This window comes from Modestobacter sp. SYSU DS0657 (assembly GCF_054050925.1).
This window is the reverse complement of sequence record NZ_JBJHAG010000005.1, coordinates 157,769-181,673: the sequence shown is the minus strand read 5'-3', so window position 1 is coordinate 181,673 and position 23,905 is coordinate 157,769. Positions and strand designations below refer to the sequence as shown.

General features: G+C 73.3%; 15 protein-coding genes. 6 read left to right on the top strand and 9 right to left on the bottom strand.

Annotated elements, in window-relative coordinates; translation table 11 throughout:
* From ACI79A_RS05755 to ACI79A_RS05745, 3 genes are all read right to left on the bottom strand, one after another.
* Positions 1-966, bottom strand: a 966-nt coding sequence (locus ACI79A_RS05755) for an alpha/beta fold hydrolase (RefSeq protein ID WP_457080877.1), incomplete at its 3' end; no start/stop codon positions are given.
* Positions 967-1,187: 221 nt separating this feature from the next.
* Positions 1,188-4,079, bottom strand: coding sequence for an excinuclease ABC subunit UvrA (uvrA, locus tag ACI79A_RS05750; RefSeq protein WP_457080872.1), 2,892 nt, complete (start codon positions 4,077-4,079; stop codon positions 1,188-1,190).
* A gap of 101 nt (positions 4,080-4,180) precedes the next feature.
* Entirely contained in the window at positions 4,181-5,572 is a 1,392-nt protein-coding gene (locus ACI79A_RS05745) for an amidase (RefSeq protein WP_457080870.1), read from the bottom strand.
* A 102-nt stretch (positions 5,573-5,674) separates the two neighbouring features.
* Here ACI79A_RS05745 and ACI79A_RS05740 point away from each other — a divergent pair, with 102 nt between their 5' ends.
* Positions 5,675-6,352 carry an MBL fold metallo-hydrolase gene (locus ACI79A_RS05740; protein WP_457080868.1) on the top strand — a complete coding sequence of 226 codons (678 nt, stop codon included), beginning with the start codon at positions 5,675-5,677 and terminating at the stop codon, positions 6,350-6,352.
* Positions 6,353-6,365: 13 nt separating this feature from the next.
* Here ACI79A_RS05740 and ACI79A_RS05735 read toward each other — a convergent pair whose 3' ends face one another.
* The 3 genes from ACI79A_RS05735 to ACI79A_RS05725 are packed head-to-tail and all read right to left on the bottom strand — an operon-like array spanning position 6,366 to position 10,094.
* Positions 6,366-6,923 (bottom strand): hypothetical protein, encoded by a 558-nt coding sequence (locus ACI79A_RS05735; RefSeq protein ID WP_457080866.1) that lies wholly within the window; start codon positions 6,921-6,923, stop codon positions 6,366-6,368.
* 55 nt (positions 6,924-6,978) lie between these two features.
* Positions 6,979-7,986, bottom strand: a complete 1,008-nt coding sequence (locus tag ACI79A_RS05730) for a DUF2891 domain-containing protein (RefSeq protein WP_457080864.1) — start codon at positions 7,984-7,986, stop codon at positions 6,979-6,981.
* Positions 7,983-10,094 carry a prolyl oligopeptidase family serine peptidase gene (locus ACI79A_RS05725; RefSeq protein ID WP_457080862.1) on the bottom strand — a complete coding sequence of 704 codons (2,112 nt, stop codon included), beginning with the start codon at positions 10,092-10,094 and terminating at the stop codon, positions 7,983-7,985. The genes ACI79A_RS05730 and ACI79A_RS05725 overlap by 4 nt, the downstream gene beginning before the upstream one ends.
* Before the next feature lie 76 nt (positions 10,095-10,170).
* Between ACI79A_RS05725 and ACI79A_RS05720 the strand changes: the two genes are divergently transcribed.
* Entirely contained in the window at positions 10,171-11,415 is a 1,245-nt protein-coding gene (locus ACI79A_RS05720; RefSeq protein WP_457080860.1) for an amidohydrolase family protein, read from the top strand.
* A gap of 6 nt (positions 11,416-11,421) precedes the next feature.
* Here ACI79A_RS05720 and ACI79A_RS05715 read toward each other — a convergent pair whose 3' ends face one another.
* The 3 genes from ACI79A_RS05715 to uvrB all read right to left on the bottom strand — a co-directional run bounded on the left by ACI79A_RS05715 (position 11,422) and on the right by uvrB (position 16,243).
* Positions 11,422-12,513 (bottom strand): TerC family protein, encoded by a 1,092-nt coding sequence (locus tag ACI79A_RS05715; protein ID WP_457080858.1) that lies wholly within the window; start codon positions 12,511-12,513, stop codon positions 11,422-11,424.
* A 107-nt stretch (positions 12,514-12,620) separates the two neighbouring features.
* Positions 12,621-13,751 carry a TerC family protein gene (locus tag ACI79A_RS05710; RefSeq protein WP_457080856.1) on the bottom strand — a complete coding sequence of 377 codons (1,131 nt, stop codon included), beginning with the start codon at positions 13,749-13,751 and terminating at the stop codon, positions 12,621-12,623.
* 359 nt (positions 13,752-14,110) lie between these two features.
* Positions 14,111-16,243 carry an excinuclease ABC subunit UvrB gene (uvrB, locus tag ACI79A_RS05705; protein ID WP_457080854.1) on the bottom strand — a complete coding sequence of 711 codons (2,133 nt, stop codon included), beginning with the start codon at positions 16,241-16,243 and terminating at the stop codon, positions 14,111-14,113.
* Between the two features lie 285 nt (positions 16,244-16,528).
* Here uvrB and glgX point away from each other — a divergent pair, with 285 nt between their 5' ends.
* From glgX to treZ, 4 genes are all read left to right on the top strand, one after another.
* The gene (gene glgX, locus ACI79A_RS05700; RefSeq protein ID WP_457080852.1) at positions 16,529-18,640 is read left to right on the top strand and encodes a glycogen debranching protein GlgX; all 2,112 of its coding nucleotides are present in this window, start codon (positions 16,529-16,531) and stop codon (positions 18,638-18,640) included.
* Complete coding sequence (gene treY / locus ACI79A_RS05695; RefSeq protein ID WP_457080849.1) at positions 18,637-20,976, top strand: malto-oligosyltrehalose synthase; 2,340 nt, start codon at positions 18,637-18,639, stop codon at positions 20,974-20,976. The genes glgX and treY overlap by 4 nt, the downstream gene beginning before the upstream one ends.
* Positions 20,977-21,444: 468 nt before the next feature.
* The gene (locus tag ACI79A_RS05690) at positions 21,445-22,017 is read left to right on the top strand and encodes a transglycosylase family protein (RefSeq protein ID WP_457080847.1); all 573 of its coding nucleotides are present in this window, start codon (positions 21,445-21,447) and stop codon (positions 22,015-22,017) included.
* A 133-nt stretch (positions 22,018-22,150) separates the two neighbouring features.
* The gene (gene treZ, locus ACI79A_RS05685; RefSeq protein WP_457080845.1) at positions 22,151-23,905 is read left to right on the top strand and encodes a malto-oligosyltrehalose trehalohydrolase; all 1,755 of its coding nucleotides are present in this window, start codon (positions 22,151-22,153) and stop codon (positions 23,903-23,905) included.

Genomic DNA, 23,905 nt, shown 5'->3' with positions numbered 1-23,905 from the left:
CCCCCCCCCCCCCCCCCCCCCCCCCCCCCCCCCCCCCCCCCCCCCCCCCCGCCCCCCCCCCCCCCCCCCCCCCCCCCCCCCCCCCCCCCCCCCCCCCCCGGCAAGGCGGTCGTCCAGCCAGCCGACCAGGTCGGTGACCACCTCGGCACGATTGGTCTCGTTGAAGACCTCGTGCCGCGCCCGCGGGTAGACGTGCTGGTCGACCGGCAGGCCCCGGTCCCGGAGCAGCGCCGCCAGCGCGGTGACCTGGTCGGCGTCCCGGCCGCCGACCGGATCGTCCTGCCCGGACAGCAGCAGGACCGGCAACGCCTCGGGCAGGGCCGCGACCCCCGCGGGGCTGGCCGCGCGGACCGACATGCCGAAGACCCCGGCCGCGTACCCGTACGTCAACGGCACCTGGTCGCCGGCCAGCGGATCGGCCAGGTAGGCGTCGACCTCGGCAGGGTCGCGGGACAGCCAGTCGTAGGGCGTGCGGGCGGGCTCGAACGGCTCGTTGAAGGCGCCGAGGGCGTCCAGCGGCTGATCAGCGAGCCCGGCAGCCACGGCGCCGTCCAGCGCTGCCACCGTGCCGGCGAGTTGCGGCGCCACGCCGATCGGTCCGGACAGCACCAACCCGGTCAGCCCGGCCCCGTCCCGCTCGGCGCTGGCCAGCGCGATGACCGAGCCCATCGAGTGGCCCAGGAGTACGCGCGGCACGCCGGGGTGGTCCGCGGCGGCGACCTGATGCAGGGCCTGGACGTCGTCGAGCACGCCGTCGACGCCGGGGGCACCGAACCGGCCGGTGCCGGTGCCCGCGGCGGTGCGGCCGTGCCCGCGCAGGTCCATGGCGTGCACGGCCAGACCCCGCCCGGTCAGCGCCCCGGCCAGCCGCTCGTACCGGCCGGAGTGCTCGGAGGCCCCGTGGACCAACTGCACGGTGGCGCGGACGTCGCCGGGCGGCAGCCAGCGCCGGTAGTGGATCGACACCCCGTCCGGGCGCGGGAGCAGGTGCAACTGGCCGGACGTCGTCGTCACGGTGGGTCCTCTCGTACGACGGTGGGGGGGGGGGGGGGGGGGGGGCCCCGCGCGCGGGGGGGGGGGGGGGGGGGGGGGGGGGGGGGGGGGGGGGGGGGGGGGGGGGGGGGGGGGGGGGGTGGGGGGGGGGGGGGGGGGGGGGGGGGCCCCCCCCCCCCCCCCCCCCCCCCGGGTCAGCTGGCCTTCTTGCGGACCCGCTTCTTCGGCTGGGCCGCCACGGCGATCGCCGCCGGGTCGAGGATGTCGGCGAGGAACCGGCCGGTGTGGCTCTCCGGCACGGTGGCCACGAACTCCGGCGGGCCCTCGGCGACGACGGAGCCACCGCGGAAGCCGCCCTCCGGGCCCATGTCGATGAGCCAGTCGGCGCTCTTGATCACATCGAGGTTGTGCTCGATGACGATGACCGAGTTGCCCTTGTCGACCAGGCCCTGGAGCACCAGGAGCAGTTTGCGGATGTCCTCGAAGTGCAGGCCGGTGGTCGGCTCGTCGAGGACGTAGATGGTGCGGCCGTTGGACCGCTTCTGCAGCTCGCTGGCGAGCTTGACCCGCTGCGCCTCACCGCCGGAGAGGGTGGTGGCCGGCTGGCCGAGCCGGATGTAGCCGAGTCCGACGTCGGTGAGGGTGCGCATGTACCGGGCGATCGCGGGGATCGCCTCGAAGAACTCGGCGGCCTCCGAGATCGGCATGTCGAGGACCTCGGCGACCGTCTTGCCCTTGTAGTGCACCTCGAGGGTCTCCCGGTTGAACCGGGCGCCCTTGCAGACCTCGCAGGGCACGTAGACGTCGGGCAGGAAGTTCATCTCGATCTTCAGCGTGCCGTCGCCGGAGCAGGCCTCACAGCGGCCGCCCTTGACGTTGAAGGAGAAGCGGCCCGGCTGGTAGCCGCGGATCTTCGCCTCCGACGTGCTGGCGAACAGCTTGCGGATGTGGTCCCAGACGCCGGTGTAGGTGGCCGGGTTCGACCGCGGCGTGCGGCCGATGGGTGACTGGTCGACGCCGACGACCTTGTCCAGCTGGTCCAGGCCGGTGATGGTGCGGTGCCGGCCGGGCACCAGCCGCGCGCGGTTGAGCTCGTTGGCCAGGGTGGTGTACAGGATGTCGTTGACCAGGCTGGACTTGCCCGAGCCGGAGACCCCGGTGACGGCGACGAGGCAGCCCAGCGGGAAGGCGACGTCGATGCCGCGCAGGGTGTTCTCGCGCGCGCCCTTGACCACCAGCTCGCGGCCGGGCTGCGGCTGCCGGCGGACGGCGGGGATGGTGATCTCCTTGCGCCCGGACAGGTACTGACCCGTCAGCGAGCGCTCGCTGTCCAGCAGGTCCTGCACGGTGCCGCTGACGACCACCTCGCCGCCGTGCTCGCCGGCGCCGGGGCCGATGTCGACGACCCAGTCGGCCTGCTTGATCGTGTCCTCGTCGTGCTCGACGACGATGAGCGTGTTGCCCATGTCGCGCAGCCGGACGAGGGTCTCGATGAGCCGGATGTTGTCGCGCTGGTGCAGCCCGATGGAGGGCTCGTCGAGGACGTAGAGCACGCCGACCAGCCCGGAGCCGATCTGGGTGGCCAGCCGGATCCGCTGCGCCTCGCCGCCGGCCAGGGTGGCCGCCGGGCGGTCCAGGGACAGGTAGTCGAGCCCGACGTCGACCAGGAAGGACAGCCGGGCCTGGATCTCGCGCAGCACGCGGTCGGCGATCACCTTCTCCCGCTCGCCCAACTCCAGCGCACCGAGCCACTCCGAGGCCTCGCCGATGGACAGCCCGGTGACCTCGGCGATCGACCGGCTGTTGAGCTTGACCGCGAGGATCTCCGGCTTGAGCCGGGTGCCGTGGCAGACGGGGCACGGGACGTCCCGCATGTAGCCCTCGTACTTGTCCTTCATGAACTCGCTGTCGGTGTCCTCGTGCCGGCGCTCGAGGAAGGGCAGCACGCCCTCGAAGGCGGCGTAGTAGCTGCGCTCGCGGCCGTAGCGGTTCTTGTAGCGGACGTGCACCTGGTCCGGGGACCCGTGCAGCACCGCCTTCTGCACCTTGGCCGGCAGCCGCTCCCACGGCGTCGTCATGGAGAAGCCGAGCATGTCGGCCAGCCCGGAGAGCAGCCGCTGGAAGTACTCCTTGCTCATCGAGCCGGCCCACGGCGCGATGGCGCCCTCCTCGAGGCTCTTGGTCGGGTCGGGCACCACGAGGTCGGGGTCGACCTCCTTGCGGGTGCCGATGCCGGTGCACTCGGGGCACGCGCCGAAGGGCGAGTTGAAGGAGAAGGACCGGGGCTCGAGCGCCTCGAAGGACAGCCCGTCGTCGATGCAGGCCAGGTGCTCGGAGAAGGTCCGCTCGCGGGCCGGGTCGTCCTCGGGGAGGTCGACGAAGTCCAGCACGACGAGGCCGCCGGCCAGGCCGAGGGCCGTCTCGACCGAGTCGGTGAGCCGCCGCTTGGCGTTCTCCTTGACGGTGAGCCGGTCGACGATCACCTCGATGGTGTGCTTCTCCTGCTTCTTGAGCGTGGGCGGCTCGGTGAGCGGGTGCACGGTGCCGTCGACGCGGACCCGGGAGAAGCCCTGGGTCTGCAGCGAGCTGAACAGGTCGACGTACTCGCCCTTGCGGGCGCGGACGACCGGGGCGAGCACCTGGAACCGGGTGCCCTCCGTCATCGCCAGCACCTGGTCGACGATCTGCTGCGGCGTCTGCCGGCTGATCGGCTTGCCGCAGTTGGGGCAGTGCGGCTGGCCGGCGCGGGCGTAGAGCAGACGCAGGTAGTCGTAGACCTCGGTGATCGTGCCGACGGTCGACCGGGGGTTGCGGTTGGTCGACTTCTGGTCGATCGACACCGCCGGGGAGAGCCCCTCGATGAAGTCGACGTCGGGCTTGTCCATCTGCCCGAGGAACTGGCGGGCGTAGGCCGACAGCGACTCGACGTACCGGCGCTGGCCCTCGGCGAAGATCGTGTCGAAGGCCAGGCTGGACTTGCCCGAGCCGGAGAGCCCCGTGAACACGATCATCGCATCGCGGGGCAGGTCGAGGTTGACGTCCTTGAGGTTGTGCTCACGGGCGCCGCGGACGACGAGCCGGTCCATGTGATCCCTGTCGGTCGCAGTGGTTCTTGCTGGGTGGAACGCCGGGTCCGGCGGGCGTGCTTCCCCTCCGCGGTGTCGGCTGGGTCTCCCGGCCGGACCGGTCAGCCGGTGGCGACGGCGGGCCGGGCGCGGGGGTCGAAGACGGGCGCGTGCCGACGCCAGGGCAGCCGGCGTTCCAGCTCTCCGGCGAGCCACAGTAGTCGGATCTCGCCACCCGCCGGGCCGACGAGCTGCACCGACGTGGGCAGCCCGGACCGGCCCGGGCCGGCGGGCAGCACGAGGGCCGGCAGGCCGGCCCCGTTCCAGGCGGAGGTCCACGGCGCCCAGCGGGCGTTGGCGGTGATGTTGGCCAGGAAGCCACGCTCGTGCCAGGGGCGGGCGGGCAGCGGCGGGCCGCTGACCACGGGCGTGAGCAGCACGTCGACCTCGGTGAAGAAGTCGGCCATCCGGGCCCGGAAGGCCGCGAGCGCTCCGGGTCGGAGCAGGTGGGCGCGCTGCACGAACCGGCCCAGTCGGGTGTGCACCCGGTGCCGCGGCTCGAGTGCGCGCCGGTCGACCCCGAGGGCGTCGGCGTCGGTGACCGGGCCGGCCAGCCAGCGGGCGACCACCGCTGCCGCGGCGGCCGGGGTGATCGGTGGCTCGCGGCGGACGACGGTGTGCCCGGCGGCCCGCAGCTCGGCGGCGACGGCGTCCAGCGCTGCCCGCCCCGCGGCGTCGAGCCGCGCCCCCGGGACCGGGGACCGGGTGGAGACCGCGATCCGCAGCGGCCCGGGAGGCGGCGACGGCTCGGCCAGGGGTGCGCCGGACAGCACGGCGATGCCGGCGGCGAGGTCGGCGACCGTGGTCGCGAGCACCCCGTGCTCGGCCATGCCGTACCAGCTGTTCGCCCCGACCGCGCCCGGCACGACGCCCGTACCGGGCTTCAGCGTGACCAGCCCGCAGGCCGCCGCCGGGAGTCGCAGCGACCCCATGCCGTCGTTCCCGTGGGCCAGCGGCACCGCGGCCGCCGCGACGGCCGCGGCGCTGCCGCCGGAGGAGCCGGCGGCCGACCGCGCGGTGTCCCAGGGGTTGCGGGTGACGGTGCCCGGACCGTCGGTGGCCGAGTAGACGCAGAGCTCGGGCACCCGGGTGATCCCGACGACCACGGCGCCGGCGGCGCGCAGCCGCGCGACGACCGGGTCGTCGGTGGCGGCCGGGGTCGGGGTGTGCGCGGCGGACCCGTCGGTGGCCAGCTCCCCCGCCACGGCCACGTTGTCCTTCACCGCGACCGGGACACCGGCCAGCGGCAGCCGTGCGCGGTCGGGCGAGGCGTCGACCGCCGCGGCCTCGGCCAGCGCCGCCTCGGTGCGCACCACCCGGAAGGCGCCGACCCGCGGCTCGACGTCGGCCAGGTGCGCCAGGTGGGCCCGGACCACCTCGACCGCGGTCAGCTCGCCGGACCGGACCCGGGCGGCCAGCTCGGTGGCGGGGAGGCCCACGAGCGAGCCCGCCACCGTCCCGGATCCCGACGCGGGATCTGCGGGCGCGGCACCTGCACTAGCGTCCATGCGGTCGAACCTAACCGTGACCCCCGACAGTCCTCAGATCGGAGCGGGATGAACGACAGCTACACCGGCGACGTGCGGGTCGGCGGGCCGGCCGACGTCCGCGAGCTGCCCGGGCTGACCATCCGCAAGCTCGCGGTCAGCGAGATGGCGAACAACGCCTACCTGCTCACCGACAGCGGCACCGGCCCGGGCACCGGCCAGGCGCTGCTGATCGACGCGGCGGCCGAGCCGGAGGCGCTGCTGGAGCTGATCGACGCCGCCGACCTCCGCACCGTGGTCACCACCCACGGCCACTGGGACCACCACCGCGCGCTCCCCGAGGTGGTCCGGGCCACCGGCGCCGAGACCGTCGCGCACCCGGCCGACGCCGCCGACCTGCCGGTGCCGGTCACCCGCCCGGTCGAGCACGGCGACACGATCACCGTGGGCGACCAGGTGCTCGAGGTCGTGCACCTGCGCGGGCACACCCCGGGGAGCATCGCGCTGGTCTGGCGGGGGCCCGAGGGCGCGGGCACGCACGTCTTCACCGGCGACAGCCTCTTCCCCGGTGGAGTCGGCAACACCCAGTCCGACGCCGCCCGGTTCACCAGCCTGCTCGACGACGTCGAGGCCCGGCTGTTCGGCGTCCTGCCCGACGAGACGTGGGTCTACCCCGGCCACGGCGCGGACACGACGCTGGGCGCCGAGCGCCCCCACCTCGCGGAGTGGCGCGCTCGCGGCTGGTGATCGGCGCTGCGGCTCACCCCGGGGGCCGGGCACTGCTGCCGTCGGGGAGCTGCTGCAGCAGGCGGTCGATCCGGCGGGTTCCCCGCACGGCTCCCCACCCGATGACGACGAGCAGCACGGCGAGCGCGCCGAGGGGCAGCGCGCTGCCCGGCCAGTCGTTCCGGCCGGGCAGGAGAGCAAGCACGGCGATGACCAGGCACGCCACCAGCACGAGCCCCGCGGCCAGCTGCCCGCGCAGGACGCGGCGTTCCCGGAGCAGCGACCGGCGCCAGTGCAGCGGGTCGGCGCCGTCAGGGAGCCGCCCCGACCGCAGCGCGCCCCGGAAGTCCTCCGCCCGGTCGACGCCGCCCAGTCGGCGCGCCTGCAGCCAGGCGCCGAACGAGGCGCCGACGGCGGCTCCCAGGAACGCCGGGAGCGGCCCCGTCCAGTCGGCCGGGCTCTCCCGCACCTGGGCGATCAGGGCGACGACCACCACGTAGCCGGCGGCGTACGCCGCGATGGACAGCCCCGCGACCAGCCAGCGGCGGCGCCGCCGCGGCAGCCCCGCGAGCCACGTCCTCGGCGACCCCATGCCGACCTCCCTGCGATCGTGCCGCGCCGGGACCGCGGGCACCGGCGCCGGCGACTCAGCGGTCAGTATCGAGGTACAGCAGGGCGTAGGCGGCCAACCAGTGCTCGACCATGTAGTCGCTTCCGCTGACGTGCGGCAGCGCCGCCGCGGCGTGCTGCTCGGCGGATGCTCGCAGGGTGGCGACGCGGCGGTCCGAGGACGGCAGGGCACCGGCGAGCCGTCCCAGGCACCACGCCCGGCTCAGGTTCAGCCCGTGCAGGTGCGCGGTCTGCCCGTCGCTCGCGTCGCCGACCACGGCGGGGCCGAACAGCGGCCCGTCGGCGAGGCCGGGCAGGAAGGCCGACAGCCAGGCCGGGAAGTCCGGCACGACGACGGACATGAGCACCGCCTCGACCAGGGACGGCGACAGGAAGTCCGAGCCGGAGGGCTCCCAGCGCACCGGCGCGTCGGTGTCCGCGGCGAACCAGCGCCGGGCGGCGTCGGCCAGCATCCCGTCGACCTCCGCCCGCCGGGCGGCCGGCAGGGCCATCAGCAGGCCGAAGGCGCTGTTCGGGTGCAGCCCGGTGCGCACCGGGTAGGTCGCCCCGGGCAGCCAGCGCGCGTAGGCGGCGAGGAAGTGGTCGGCGAGCGGCTGCAGGGTCGCGGCCCACCGGCGCACGTCGTCCGGGGCGTCGGCCTTCGCCGCCCAGGACGCCGCCTCCTCCACCAGCGTCAGCGCCCAGGCCCAGCCGTACGACCGCTCCCAGCCGGGGTTCCCGGCCGCGTGCGCCACCTCCGCCGCGATCGCCTCCGGCGTCCAGTGCGCGTCGAGCACCGCCCGGACCTCCGCGGCCGGCACCCGGTCACCGGCGATCCGCAGCAGCCGGAGCAGCACCCAGTGCATCTCCACCGCGGAGTGCCAGTCGTAGCTGCCGTAGAACGCGGGGTGCCGGTCGCGCGGGCGCTCCGGTGCGTCCCCGGGCGCGCGGTAGTGCACGTACAACCCGTTGGGGAACTCCTCCTGGACCGTCCGCAGCGCGGTGGCGGCCAGCTCCGGGGCAGCCGCGCGCAGCTGCGGGGTCACAGCCGGGTGGCCGGCACGCTGAGCGTGTCGTCGCGCCGTCCGCCGGCCTCGCCGTCGGCCGCCGCCTCGATCCCCACGTCGAGCTGGGCGTCCACCGCCTCCTCCCCCACCGGAGCGGCCGGTTCGGCGCCCACCGGCAGCTCGGCCACCCCGGCCCGGTTCTGCGGCGTGGGCAGCCAGCGGGCCCACCAGCGCAGCACGTGCTCCAGCCGGGCCAGCCGGTGCTTGGGCCGGCCGGAGCGGGACAGCTCGTGGCCCTCGCCGGGGAACAGCAGCAGCTCGGTGGGCACGCCGCGGCGCTTGAGCTCCACGTACAGCCGGGTGCCCTGCTCCAGCGGGCAGCGCCAGTCCTCCTCGGAGTGGATGATGAACGTCGGCGTGGTGATCCGGTGCGCGTGCGCCAGCGCCGACTGGGCGGCGACCCGCTCGGGGTCGGTGCCCAGGTACTCGTCGGGGAAGAACCAGCCGATGTCCGACGACCCGACGAAGCTGACCGGGTCGTTGAACGCCCGCTCGCTGATCCCGGCGACGAACCGGTCGGTGCGCCCCAGCAGCAGGGTGGTCATGTAGCCGCCGTAGGAGCCGCCCATCAGCCCCACCCGGGAGGCGTCCAGCTGCGGGTCGGTGAGCGCGTCGTCGAGGAAGGCCAGCACGTCGTCGGCGTCCAGCTCCCCCATGTGCTCCTTGATCACCCGGCCGTGCTCCTGCCCGTAGCCCGAGGACCCGCGCGGGTTGCACATGAGCACCGCGTAGCCGGCCTCGACGTAGGCCTGGGTCTCGTCGAACAGGGTCCAGCCGTACTGGCTGAACGGCCCGCCGTGCACGGTGAGCAGCACCGGGTGCGGCCCGGGTCCGGGCGGCGTGGTCAGCCAGCCGTGCACCGGGTAGCCGTCGGGGGCGGTGGCGGTCCGCTCACGCATCCGGTGCAGCCGGCCGGTCTCCTGCAGCGGAGCGCCGAACCCGGTGAGCAGCCGGCGTCGTCCGGGGGTGATCGCGATCAGCTCGCCGGCCGACCGGTCGTGCGCGACGGTGGCGACGACGACGCCCCCACCGGCCCCGATCCCCCGCACCGTGTACGGGCCGTCGATCAGCGCCTCGGGCTCCCCGCCGCCCAGCGGCACCCGCAGCAGCTCGACCGCGCCGCGGCGCTGCACCCCGAACAGCACGCCGTCGGGCGTGACGACGGTCGCCGGGGTCTCGTCGCCCCGGTCGTGCGTCTCCGGGTCGAGCACCGGCGTGACCGGGCCGCCGGCGGCGGGCGCCCGGCACAGCGTGGTGTTTCGGCCGACGAAGTCCCGGCCGCTGTCACCCAGGTCGGGCTGCGCGGAGAACCAGAGGGTCTCCCCCGCCGGGTCCCAGGCCGGGGAGGCGACGGCCGAGCGGCTCTGCGTGACCCGGCGCAGCCCGGACCCGTCGGGGCGCACCACGAAGACGTCGCTGACCAGGTCGGCGTCGGCCCGCTCGTGGCGGGCGGAGACGAAGGCGAGCAGCGCGCCGTCCGGGCTCCAGGCGACGTCGGCGTCGTCCTGGGCGCCGCCGGTCACCTGAACCGGCTCCGGCAGCGGGACGGCGGTGTCGTCGGCGTCGCCGGGCAGGTCGACGACGAACACGTGGCGGCGCCGGTCGGTGGTGAAGCCGACGTCGTCGCTGCGGTACTTCAGGGTGGTGATCAGGCGCGGCGCCTCCGCCGCCGGGGCGACGTCCTCGTCGGTGCCGTACCGGCCGGCCTCGGGCACCCGGGCCGTGTACGCCAGCCGCCGCGAGTCCGGCGACCAGGCCGGGGCGCCGGCGCCCAGGTGGTGGTCGGTGAGCCGGCGGGGGGCGCCGCCCGCGACCGGCAGCACGTGCAGCTGTGGCGCGCCCTTCGGCTCGGCGGCCAGGTAGGCGAGCCAGTGGCCGTCCGGGGAGAACGCGGGGGCGGAGTCGCGGTGCCCGGCGGTGAGCGGGCGAGCCGGGGCCGACCCGTCGGTGGGCACGGTCCACAGCTGGCTGCGGTACTCGTCGGCGTCCAGGTCCAGCCGGGTCACCGCGACGACCGCGGTCCGCCCGTCGGGGGAGACCGCGGGCACACCGGGGACGCGCAGCAGGGAGAGGTCGGTCGGCCGCATGTCCGCGACGCTAGCCCAGGCCCCGCGCGGGTCAGATGGTGAGCACCGCTAACGGGTGAGGACCTAGGGTGCCCGCATGACGCGACGCGTGTTCTCCGGCGGTCAGGTCCTCGACGGCACGGGCAGCCCGGCCGCGCCCGCCGACGTCGCGGTGCAGGACGGCCGGATCGTGGAGGTCGGTACGGGCCTGGACGGCGACGAGGTCGTCGACTGCACGGGCGCCACCGTGCTGCCCGGCCTCTTCGACTGCCACGTGCACGTGATGCTCAGCGGCGTCGACACCCTGCGGCACCTGCAGACGCCGTTCAGCTACGGCTTCTTCGAGGCCGCGCAGAACCTGCGGCGCACCCTCGCGCAGGGCATCACCTCGGTGCGCGACGCCGGGGGCGCCGACCTGGGCGTGGCCGAGGCGGTCCGGCGCGGGCTCACCGCCGGGCCGCGGCTGCAGATCGCGATCAGCATGCTGTCCCAGACCGGCGGCCACGGCGACGGCTGGCACGTCTGCGGGGCCGAGCTGCCGCTGCTCGGGCCGCACCCGGGCCGCCCGCGGACGATCGTCGACGGACCGGACGAGATGCGCCGCACCGTGCGCGAGCTGCTGCGCGCCGGCGCCGACGTCCTCAAGGTCGCCACCAGCGGTGGCGTGCTCTCCGCCCGGGACGACCCGCGCCACCCGCACTTTCGCCCCGCCGAGCTCGCCGTGCTGGTCGAGGAGGCCGAGGCCGCCGGCGTCGCGGTGATGGCGCACGCGCAGGGCGCGGAGGGGATCAAGGCCGCCGTCCGGGCGGGCATCCGCTCCATCGAGCACGGCATCTACCTCGACGACGAGGCGATCGAGCTGATGCTCGAGCACGGCACCTGGCTGGTGCCCACCCTCGCCGCGCCCCGGGCGGTGCTCACCGCTGCCGACGCCGGTGCGGCGCTCCCCGACGCGGTGGTGGCGAAGGCGCGCGCCGTGCAGGCGGTGCACGACGAGGCGGTGTCCCGGGCCGCCGACGCCGGGGTGCGGATCGCCATGGGCACCGACAGCGGCGTGGGCCCGCACGGGGACAACCTCAGCGAACTCGGACTGATGGCCGGCTGCGGCATGACCCCGGAGCAGGCCTGGCACGCCACCACGCTGTCCGCGGCGCGGCTGTTGGGTGTCGCCGACTCCCTCGGCAGCCTGGAGCCGGGCAAGCGGGCCGACGTCGTCGTGCTGGGCGGGGACGCCCGGGACCTGACCGGGCTGGCCGGGCGGATCCGGGAGGTCTGGCGGGACGGCGAGCTGGTCGCGGCCGGCGGCGCCGTCGTGGAGCCCGGGACGATGCCGCCCCGCTGACCCGGCTCAGCTGCCCCGGGGCTCCTCGACCACCTCGGCGCGGCCGGTCTCCGCGGTGTCGGGCACGGTGCGACCGGTCTCGTCGGTCTCCACGGGCGGCTCGCCGGTCACGGCGGCCGGCCCCGACGGGGCCTCCTCGCCGCGGGTCTTCAGCAGGCTGGCCACGGTCGCCACCACGAGGACGACGAGGATCACCGCGAGTGACAGCCAGGTGGGCACGGTGGGCACCGCCTCCAGCGGGGCACGTTCCCCGGCGAACGGGTACTGGTTCTCGTGCAGCGCCTCGAGGACCAGCTTCACCCCGATGAAGGCCAGGATGACCGCCAGCCCGAGGGACAGGTAGACCAGGCGCTTGAGCAGGCCGCCGAGCAGGAAGTACAGCTGGCGTAGCCCCATCAACGCGAAGACGTTCGCGGTGAAGACGATGAACGCCTCCCGGGTGAGGCCGAAGATCGCCGGGATGCTGTCCAGCGCGAACAGCAGGTCGGTGGTGCCCAGCGCCAGGAACACCACGATCATCGGGGTCCAGAGCTTCGTGCCGTCGCGCTCGACCCGGACCTTGCTGCCGTGGTACTCGGCGGTCATCGGGAGCACCCGCCGCATGCGGCGGATGAGCGCGTTCTCCTCGTAGTCCTCGTCCTCGTCGCGGTGCCGGACCAGGTTGACGGCGGTCCAGACCAGGAAGGCGCCGAAGAGGTAGAAGACCCAGATGAACTGCTCGATCAGGGCGGCACCGGCCAGGATGAAGATCCCGCGCAGCACCAGCGCGATGATGATCCCGACCATCAGGACCTCTTGCTGCAGCTTCCGGGGCACCTGGAAGCGGGCCATGATGATCACGAAGACGAAGAGGTTGTCGACCGAGAGCGAGTACTCGGTCAGCCAGCCCGCGTAGAACTCGGTGGCGAACGCCCCGTCGGTGACAGCGAGCAGCAGCAGCCCGAACAACAGCGCCAACCCCACGTAGAAGGTGACCCAGGCGGTCGCCTCCTTCACGGAGGGCTCGTGCGGACGACGGGCGACGATCGCGAGGTCGGCGAGCAGCAGGACGGTGAGCCCCACGAACGTCGAGATCTCGAACCAGACGGGGAGCTCCACGTACCGGCACTCTACAAGTCAGTTGCACCAACCACCTGCCAGGACGTGGCGGGGGTTCGTGGTGCGCCCGCCCGCCGGTGCCCCAGGGACACCGGCGGGCGGGTCGTTCAGCCCCGGTCGGGTCGGTCGGACTTGGTGACCGCCGCCTGCCGGGGCTCCGGCAGGCCGTCTTCGGAAGCACGCTCGGGGTCGCCCGGGGCACCGATGTTCCGCCCGGTCCGGTCGGCGCCGGGGTCGCCCGCGCCGGTGCGCTGGGCCCGCCGGGCCTCGTCCTTCTTGTTCTTGCGCAGGCTGGCCACGGTGGTCACCACCAGGGTGACCAGGATGACGACCAGCGACAGCCAGGTCGGGATCTCCGGGATCGCGGTGACGTGCTCACCACCGTTGATGAACGGCAGCTCGTTCTCGTGCAGCGCGTGGATGACCAGCTTGATGCCGATGAACCCGAGGATGACCGCCAGGCCGTAGGCGAGGTACACCAGCTTGTCGAGCAGGCCGTCGAGCAGGAAGAACAGCTGCCGCAGGCCGAGCAGGGCGAAGGCGTTGGCGGTGAAGACCAGGTAGGTCTCCTGGGTGAGACCGAAGATCGCCGGGATCGAGTCGACGGCGAAGAGGATGTCGGCGCTGCCGATGGCGATCAGCGCGATGGCCAGCGGGGTGATGTGGCGCTTGCCGTCGATCTTCGCGGTGAGCCGGTCGGAGTGGTACTCCTGCGTCGTCGGCAGCACCTTGCGGGTCAGCCGCAGGACGGCGTTCTCCTTGAACTCCTCGTCCTCGTCGTGCCCGCCGCTGCGCGCCTGCGCGATCGCCGTCCAGATGAGGAAGCCGCCGAAGATGTAGAAGACGAAGCTGAAGTTCTCGATGGCGGCGGCGCCGACGAAGATGAACACCGTCCGCAGCACGAGCGCGAAGGCGATGCCGAAGAGCAGCACCTTCTGCTGCAGCTCCCGGGGCACGGCGAAGCTGGCCATGATCAGCACGAAGACGAAGAGGTTGTCGACCGAGAGGCTCTTCTCGGTGACCCAGCCGGCGAAGTACTCACCGCCGTACGTGCCGCCGGCGAACCAGAGCACCAGCAGTCCGAAGACCAGCGCGATGCCGACGTAGACCGCCGACCAGGTGGCCGACTCCTTCAGCGTGGGGGCGTGCGGGGTGCGGACGTGTCCGACGAAGTCGAACACCAGCATCCCGATGATGGCGGCGACGGTGATCGCCCAGACCCAGAGTGGGACGTCCAACGGATTCCTCCGGTTCACTGGCAGCTGTCAGTACCGGAGGTCTCTCCCGCCGTCCCGGACCCGGGCCGACCGACAGGGCCGGGGTCGGGGCGACCCGTGCTGACGACCACTGCCGCGCAGGGATACTCCCCTCCACGTCGGACCATGTCACCACCGGCAGCAGCCGCGCCGCTACTCGAGCGCCCGCAGTGGGGGTCCGCTGCCGCCCAACGCGCGAACCGCCCGGGGAGTTCCCGCCCCACCCGGCCTCCTCGCAGGGGCCCGCCGCGAGCCTCGGACGGCCTCGTCCGGAGGCTCGCCCGAGCTTGCGAGGGATGAGGGGGACGAGGTCCTTCTCGGGGGGGCGAGGGGGTCCTTCTTCAGGCGTGTGCGGCGTCGAGCTGGCGCAGTTCCTTCTTCAGCTCGGTCAGCTCGTCGCGCAGCCGCGCGGCGACCTCGAACTGCAGCTCCCGGGCGGCGGCGAGCATCTGGTCGTTCATCTGGGTGATCATGTCGGCGAGCTCGTTGCGCGGGAGACCCTGCACGTCGATCGAGCCGGCCTTGCCCTTGGTGGAACCGGCCTTGCCCTTCGACGACAGCCCGGGCACCGGCGCCTTGCCACGGGACTGCTGCCGCCCCGAACCGCCCAGCAGCTCGGTCGACTCCTCGGCCTCCTCCGCCGCCTTGTAGATGCCGTCGAGGATGTCGACGATCTTCTTGCGCAGCGGCTGCGGGTCGATGCCGTGCTCGGTGTTGTAGGCGATCTGCTTCTCGCGGCGCCGGTTGGTCTCGTCGATCGCCTGCGCCATCGACGGGGTGATCTTGTCGGCGTACATGTGCACCTGCCCGGAGACGTTGCGCGCCGCCCGGCCGATCGTCTGGATCAGCGAGGTGCCGGACCGGAGGAAGCCCTCCTTGTCGGCGTCGAGGATCGCCACCAGGGACACCTCGGGCAGGTCGAGCCCCTCGCGCAGCAGGTTGATGCCGACCAGCACGTCGTACTCACCCTGCCGCAGCTCGCGCAGCAGCTCGACGCGGCGCAGGGTGTCGACCTCGGAGTGCAGGTACCGAACCTTGATGCCCAGCTCGAGCAGGTAGTCGGTGAGGTCCTCGGACATCTTCTTGGTCAGCGTGGTGACGAGGATGCGTTCGTCCCGCTCGACCCTGACCCGGATCTCGTGCACCAGGTCGTCGATCTGGCCCTTGGTCGGCTTGACCACGACCTCCGGGTCGACCAGGCCGGTCGGCCGGATGACCTGCTCGACGACGTCGCCCTGCACCCGGCCCAGCTCGTAGTTCCCCGGTGTCGCGGAGAGGTAGACGGTCTGGTGGATGCGGTCGGTGAACTCCTCCCACTTCAGCGGCCGGTTGTCCATCGCCGAGGGCAGCCGGAAGCCGTGCTCGACCAGGGTGCGCTTGCGGCTCATGTCGCCCTCGTACATGCCGCCGATCTGCGGCACCGTCACGTGCGACTCGTCGATGACCAGCAGGAAGTCGTCGGGGAAGTAGTCGATGAGGCAGGCGCCGGCGCTGCCGGGAGCGCGCCCGTCGATGTGCCGCGAGTAGTTCTCGATGCCGGAGCAGAAGCCGACCTGGCGCATCATCTCGATGTCGTAGGTGGTGCGCATGCGCAGCCGCTGGGACTCCAGCAGCTTCCCCTGCCGGTCGAGCTCGGCCAGCCGCTGCTCGAGCTCGGCCTCGATGGTGGCGATCGCCCGCTCCATCCGCTCCGGGCCGGCGACGTAGTGGGTGGCCGGGAAGACGAACAGCTCGTCGACCTCGCGGACCACCTCGCCGGTGAGCGGGTGCAGGTAGTAGAGCCGCTCGACCTCGTCGCCGAACATCTCGATCCGGACCGCGAGCTCCTCGTAGACCGGGAAGACCTCGATCGTGTCGCCGCGCACCCGGAACGTGCCCCGGGTGAAGGCCAGGTCGTTGCGCGTGTACTGCTCGGTGACCAGCGTGCGCAGCAGCTCGTCGCGGTCGCGGTCCTCCCCCACCTTGATCTTCAGCGCCCGGTCGACGTACTCCTCCGGCGTCCCGAGGCCGTAGATGCAGGAGACGGTGGAGACGACGATGACGTCGCGACGGGTGAGCAGGCTGTTCGTCGCCGAGTGGCGCAGCCGCTCCACCTCCTCGTTGATCGAGGAGTCCTTCTCGATGTAGGTGTCGGTCTGCGGGACGTACGCCTCGGGCTGGTAGTAGTCGTAGTACGAGACGAAGTACTCCACCGCCGCGTCGGGCAGCAGCTCGCGGAACTCGTTGGCCAGCTGCGCCGCGAGGGTCTTGTTGGGCGCCATCACCAGCGTGGGGCGCTGCACCTGCTCGATCAGCCAGGCAGTGGTGGCCGACTTGCCGGTGCCGGTGGCGCCGAGCAGGACCGTGTCCGTCTCCCCCGCGTTCACCCGCTCGGCCAGGGCCTTGATCGCCGCCGGCTGGTCGCCCGAGGGCTCGAACTCGCTGACGACCCGGAACCGGCCCTGGGTGGGCCGCAGCTCGGTGGATGTGCGCACGGCGTCGACGGTACGACGGGGGTGCGACAGAACGATCCGCGGCGACCGTCCGGGCCTACGGCCCGACCATGATCGTCATCCGGTGCCGGAGTTGGCACACTGCGGGGCGACCTGCCCGGAAGACCGCGACGACGTGTCCCGCCCACCCGCAGAGTGGTGGAGGCGACAGGTGTGATCGGGGTCCTTTCCGGGCATCCGACGGCGAACCCCTGGCCCGGTCGCGGACCGGGGGTGTGACGCCAGCCCCCGTCCCGGGGGGCCTCAGCCAGGAGGACGAGCTCTCCCATGACCACCCAGGTGTGGCCCGGTTCCGACTACCCGCTCGGTGCGACGTACGACGGCACCGGCACGAACTTCGCCCTCTACAGCGAGGTCGCCGAGAAGGTCGAGCTCTGCCTGTTCGACGACCAGGGCAACGAGGAGCGCGTCCGGCTCCCCGAGCGCGACGCGTTCGTCTGGCACGCCTTCCTCCCGGGGATCCAGCCCGGGCAGCGCTACGGCTACCGGGTGTACGGCCCCAACGACCCGGCGCAGGGCCTGCGCTGCAATCCGAACAAGCTGCTGCTCGACCCCTACGCCAAGGCGATCGACGGGCAGATCGACTGGGACGAGTCGGTCTTCGGCTACCACTTCGAGTCCGGTGAGCGGAACGACGAGGACTCCGCCGCGCACATGCCGAAGTCCGTCGTCGTCAGCCCGTTCTTCGACTGGGGCACCGACCGGCCGCCGAAGACCCCGTACCAGAAGACCGTCATCTACGAGGCCCACGTCAAGGGGCTGACGATGACCCACCCGCGGGTGCCGGAGGAGCTGCGCGGCACCTACGCCGGCATCGCCCACCCGGCGGTCATCGAGCACCTGACCGACCTCGGGGTCACCGCCATCGAGCTGATGCCGGTGCACCAGTTCGTGCAGGACGACACCCTGTTGCAGAAGGGCCTGCGCAACTACTGGGGCTACAACACGATCGGCTTCTTCGCCCCGCACAACGAGTACGCCCAGTCGACCGACGGGCAGCAGGTGCAGGAGTTCAAGGGCATGGTCCGCGCCCTGCACGAGGCGGGCATCGAGGTCATCCTCGACGTGGTCTACAACCACACCGCCGAGGGCAACCACCTGGGCCCGACGCTGTCGTTCAAGGGCATCGACAACCGGGCCTACTACCGGCTGGTCGAGGGCGACGAGCAGTACTACATGGACACCACCGGCACCGGGAACTCGCTCAACGTCCGCGACCCGCAGTCGCTGCAGCTGATCATGGACTCGCTGCGCTACTGGGTCACCGAGATGCACGTCGACGGCTTCCGCTTCGACCTGGCCTCCACCCTGGCCCGCCAGTTCCACGAGGTCGACCGGCTGTCCGCCTTCTTCGACCTGGTGCACCAGGACCCGATCGTCAGCCAGGTGAAGCTGATCGCCGAGCCCTGGGACGTCGGGGACGGCGGCTACCAGGTCGGCAACTTCCCGGCGCTGTGGACCGAGTGGAACGGCAAGTACCGCGACAGCGTGCGTGACTACTGGCGCGGCGAGGAGGGCACCCTCGGCGAGTTCGCCAGCCGCATCTCCGGCTCGGCCGACCTCTACCAGCACGCCGGCCGCCGGCCGGTGGCGAGCATCAACTTCGTCACCGCCCACGACGGGTTCACCCTGAACGACCTGGTCTCGTACAACGAGAAGCACAACGAGGCCAACGGCGAGGGCAACAACGACGGCGAGAGCCACAACCGCAGCTGGAACTGCGGCGTCGAGGGCCCGACGAAGGACCCCGAGGTGCTCGAGCTGCGGGCCCGCCAGCGCCGCAACTTCATCGCCACGCTCATGCTCAGCCAGGGCGTGCCGATGCTGCTGCACGGCGACGAGCTGGGGCGCACCCAGCGCGGCAACAACAACGGCTACTGCCAGGACTCCGAGCTGACCTGGATCGACTGGGAGAACGTCGACGAGGGGCTGCTGGAGTTCACCAAGCTGGTCACCCGGCTGCGCACCGACCACCCCACGTTCCGCCGTCGGCGGTTCTTCCACGGGCGCCCGGTGCCGTGGGAGGAGACCGACCCGCAGCAGGACATCGCCTGGCTGGGGGCCGACGGCGAGCCGATGGACGACGCCGACTGGTCCGACGGCTCCGCCAAGTCGCTGGCGATGTACCTCAACGGCCACGGCATCCGGGAGATGGACGACCGCGGCGAGTACGTCAGCGACGACCACTTCTACCTGGCGTTCAACGCCTCGCACGAGGCGATCGAGTTCACCCTGCCCGGCGTCGACTACGCGGAGGAGTGGACGCTCGTCGTCGACACCGCCGAGCTGGGCGAGGTCGAGCCGGTCGCGGTGAAGGCCGGCGGGAAGGTCACCCTGCGGCCGCGGTCGACGGTCGTGCTGCAGGCGGCCGCGTCGTGACGTCGCCGTCCACCGGCGAGCGCCGGGACGTGCCCTCGAGCACCTACCGGCTGCAGGTGACCGCCGACTTCACGCTGGACGACGCGGCGTCGGTGGCCGGCTACCTGGCCGACCTCGGGGTGAGCCACGCCTACTCGTCCCCGCTGCTGCGGTCGGCGGCGGGCAGCACGCACGGCTACGACACCACCGACCACGCGCACGTCGACGAGCCACGCGGCGGCCGCGAGGGCCTGGACCGGTTCGTGGCCCGCCTGCACGAGCACGGCCTCGGGCTGGTGCTGGACCTCGTGCCCAACCACATGGGCGTCTCCGACGCGCACGAGTCCGGCTGGTGGTGGGACCTGCTGAAGCACGGGCGGGGGTCCGCGCACGCCGACGCCTTCGACGTCGACTGGGACTTCGGCGGCGGACGGGTGCGCATCCCGGTGCTGGGCAGTGCGGACGACGTGACGCAGCTGCAGCTGGTCGAGGTCGACGGCGAGCTGGAGCTGCACTACTACGACAACCGCTTCCCGGTGGCGCCGGGCACGGGTCGGGCCGGGGACGACCCGGCCGCGGTGCACGACCGGCAGCACTACGAGCTGGTCGACTGGCGCCGCGCCGACGACCAGCTCAACTACCGGCGGTTCTTCGCGATCAACACCCTCGCCGGGCTGCGGGTGGAGGACCCGGAGGTCTTCCGGGCCACCCACGCGCTGATCGTGGAGCTGGTGGAGGACGGATCGGTCGACGCGCTGCGGATCGACCACCCCGACGGCCTCGCCGACCCCAAGGGCTACCTGGACTCCCTGGCCGCGGCGACCGGTGACCGGTGGACCGTGGTGGAGAAGATCCTCGAACCCGGTGAGGAGCTGCCGGGCAGCTGGAGGACGGCCGGGACGACGGGCTACGACGCGCTCACCGAGGTGGACGGGGTGCTGGTCGACCCGGCCGGCGAGCCCGCGTTCACCGCGCTGGACACCGAGCTGGCCGGGCACCGGGTCGACTACGCGCAGCTCGTGCACGACTGCAAGCGCGAGGTCACCGACGGGATGCTCGGCTCGGAGGTGGCCCGGCTCCAGCGGATCGTCGGCGACCTGCCGGGCATGCCGCCCGAGCAGGTGACGGAAGGGCTGGCCGAGCTGCTGGCCTCCTTCCCGGTGTACCGCAGCTACCTGCCCGACGGCCGGGAGCACCTGGACGAGACGGTCGCCGCGGTCAAGCTGCGGCGGCCCGACCTGGCCGCCGCCGTCGACGCGCTGCACCCGCTGCTCGGGTCGGCCGGCACCGAGCTGGCCACCCGCTTCGAGCAGACCTCCGGTCCGGTCATGGCCAAGGGCGTGGAGGACAGCGCCTACTACCGGTGGGCGCGGTTCGTGGCGCTCAACGAGGTGGGTGGCGACCCGGCGCGGTTCGGCAGCTCGGTCGCGGAGTTCCACGCGGCGCAGCAGCACCGGCAGCAGGTCAAGCCGGCGTCGATGACCACGCTGTCCACGCACGACACCAAGCGCAGCGAGGACGTCCGCGCCCGGCTGGCGGTGCTGGCCGAGATCCCGACCGAGTGGGCCGGCCTGGTGCGCGGCTGGCTGGGCCGGCACCCGCTGGCCGACCGGTCGCTGGCGCACCTGGTGTGGCAGAACCTGGTCGGCGCCTGGCCGCTCTCCCGCGAACGGGCGCACGGCTACGTGGAGAAGGCGGCGCGCGAGGCCGGCACCTCGACCACCTGGACCAACCCGGTGCAGGAGTTCGAGGACCAGCTGCACGCGCTGGTCGACGCCGCGTTCGACGACGCGACCACGCACGCGGAGATCGAGCGGTTCGTGGCCCGGATCGCGCCGTTCGGCTGGTCGAACTCGCTGTCGCAGAAGCTGCTGCAGCTGACCGTCCCCGGCCTCCCGGACGTGTACCAGGGCACCGAGCTCTGGGACTTCTCCCTGGTCGACCCGGACAACCGCCGTCCGGTCGACTACGACCTGCGGCGCCGGCTGCTGACCCGGCTCGACGAGGGGTGGGTGCCGCCGGTCGACGAGGAGGGCGCCGCGAAGCTGCTGGTCGTCTCCCGCACCCTGCGCCACCGGCGGGAGCACCCGGACGCCTTCGCCGGGTACACCCCGGTGCAGGTGACCGGGGCCGCGGCCGACCACGCCGTCGCCTTCGACCGCGGTGGTGCGGTGACCGTGGCGACCCGCCGGCCGGTGCGCCTGGCCGAGTCCGGCTGGGGCGACACCGGGCTGGCGCTGCCCACCGGTGCGTGGCGCGACCTGTTCACCGGCGCCCGCCTGGTCTCCGACGCCGGCGGCGTCGGGGTCGAGCAGCTGCTCTCCCGGCTGCCGGTGGCCCTGCTGGTCCGCGACTGACGACGGGCCCCCTCGCCCCCACCGCTCGCGCACTCGCGGCGGGCCCCGGCACCGGGGCGGGGGGGCGCGGCGGCGTGTCCGAGCGAGCGACCATGAACCTCCACGTACCGGATCTCAACCGTCCGTGCACGGTCGTCGACGCGCGGTGAGCAGGGCCTGGCCTGTCGCCGATGAGCCTGCGGGACAGCCGACAGGCACCTAGCGTCGGTCGAGTGCCCGGGCGTTCCCGGCCGGGCACGGCACCGGACCGCCCAGCCCCGTCCGCCGGTGACCTCAACCGAACCCCAGGACGGGGGCGGGGGACCCATCTCCGGCGCGACCGCGCGACCGTGCGCGCGCCTCGGGGTGAAGCCGTTCCGCACGTCCGACGCCCGGCTCCCGAGCCGGGGCGCCGGCCCGTGCGCGCGGCCGGGCACCGATCGCCCGAACCCGACAGCTCACCTCGCAGGCGGCGATCGGAGGATCCCCATGCCCGAATCCACCCGTACCCGCCGACTGGTCCGCCGCGGCGCCCTCACCACCGGTGCCGCCGCCCTGGCGGTCGGCGCCTTCGCCGCCCCGGCGTCCGCCGCGCCGCAGCACGACTGGAGCGGTGTCGCCCAGTGCGAGTCCGGCGGCGACTGGAGCATCAACACCGGCAACGGTTACTACGGCGGCCTGCAGTTCTTCCAGCCCACCTGGGAGGGCTACGGCGGCCTGGAGTTCGCGCCGCGCGCCGACCTGGCGTCCCCGGCGCAGCAGATCACCGTCGCCGAGCGGGTGCTCGACGGCCAGGGCGTCGGCGCGTGGCCGGTCTGCGGGCGGCACCTGACGGAGGGGACGACGCCCGTCGCCGCCGCTCCGGCACCGGCCCCCGCCCCGGCCCCCGCGCCCGCTCCCGCTCCCGCGGCGACCGGCGGCAGCTACACGGTCGCGCCGGGCGACACGCTCGGGACGATCGCGGCCGCGCACGGCACCAGCTGGCAGCAGCTGTTCGACCAGAACCGCGGCGTCGTCAGCAACCCGCACCTGATCTACGTCGGCCAGGTCCTGTCCGTCTGATCGACCGGCCGGGTGGTCGGGGCACTGGCCCCGGCCACCCGGCTCCGGCGGGTGTCGCGCGGCACGGTTGACCGGCCGCCGGGCGGGCATGATCGGGCAGCCACCCCCGTCCCGCCGTCCAGGAGGCCCCCGCATGCCCGAGCCCGTCGAGTTCTCCGTCTGGGCCCCGCTGCCCGAGCGGGTGCGCCTGCAGGTCGACGGCCAGGTGCACGACATGCAGCGCGACGACGAGGGCTGGTGGCGGGCCACCGTGCCCGCGGAGCCCGAGAGCGACTACGGCTTCCTGCTTGACGACAACGAGACGCCCCGCCCCGACCCGCGCTCCCGCCGCCAGCCCGACGGCGTGCACGGGCTGTCCCGCCGCTTCGACCCCGCCACGTACTCGTGGGGCGACGCCGCCTGGACCGGCCGGCCGCTCGCCGGGGGCGTCGTCTACGAGATGCACGTCGGCACGTTCACCCCCGAGGGGACGCTGGACGCCGCGATCGACCGGCTCGGCCACCTGGTCGACCTCGGCGTCGACTTCGTCGAGGTGCTGCCGGTCAACGCCTTCAACGGCACCCACAACTGGGGTTACGACGGCGTCGCCTGGTACGCCGTGCAGGAGACCTACGGCGGCCCGGCCGCCTACCAGCGGTTCGTCGACGCCTGCCACCAGCGCGGCCTGGGCGTGATCCAGGACGTCGTCTACAACCACCTCGGCCCGTCGGGGAACTACCTGCCCGAGTTCATGCCGATCTTCAGCGAGGGCGGGGCGAACACCTGGGGCAACTCGGTCAACCTGTCCGGCCCCGACTCCGACGAGGTGCGCCGTTACATCCTCGACAACGTGCAGATGTGGCTGCGCGACATGCACGTCGACGGGCTCCGGCTGGACGCCGTGCACGCGCTGGTCGACGAGCGCGCCACCCACGTGCTGGAGGAGATGGCGATCGAGACCGAGAAGCTGTCGGTCGCGCTCGGCCGCCCGCTGACGCTGATCGCCGAGAGCGACCTCAACGACCCCCGGCTGGTCACCCCCCGGGTGGCCGGCGGCACCGGCATCGACGCGCAGTGGAGCGACGACTTCCACCACTCGCTGCACACCCAGCTGACCGGTGAGGCGCAGGGCTACTACGCCGACTTCGCCGACGCCGGCCTCGAGGGCCTGGCCCGGGTGCTCACCGGCGCCTACTTCCACGCCGGCGACTGGTCCAGCTTCCGCCGCCGCCACCACGGCCGGCCGGTCGACACCACCCAGCTGCCGGGCTGGAAGTTCCTCGGGTACCTGCAGGACCACGACCAGATCGGCAACCGCGCCGTCGGTGACCGGATCTCGGCCTCCCTCTCCCCCGGCCTGCTCGCCGTCGGCGCCACCCTGGTGCTGACCAGCCCGTTCACGCCGATGCTGTTCATGGGTGAGGAGTGGGGCGCCTCGACGCCGTGGCAGTTCTTCACCAGCCACCCCGAGCCGGAGCTGGGCAAGGCGACCGCCGAGGGCCGGATCGGTGAGTTCGCCGCGCACGGGTGGGACGCCGCCGTCGTCCCCGACCCGCAGGACCCGGAGACCTTCACCCGGTCCAAGCTCGACTGGTCCGAGCTGGCGCAGGAGCCGCACGCCACCCTGCTGGCCACCCACAAGACGCTGCTGGCGCTGCGCAAGCAGCACCCCGAGCTGCTCGACCCCGACCTGTCCACGACGGGCGTCACCTGGGACGACGACGAGCGCTGGGTGGTCGTCGAGCGCGGGTCGCTGCGCGTGGTGGCCAACCTGTCGGGTGAGCAGCGGCGGATCGAGCTGGACGCGGCGGCCGGTGACGTGCTGTTCAGCACCGGCGAGGCGCCGGGGCTGGACGGTGCCACCGTGACCGTGCCCGCCGAGAGCGCGGCCGTGCTCAGCACCCGCTGA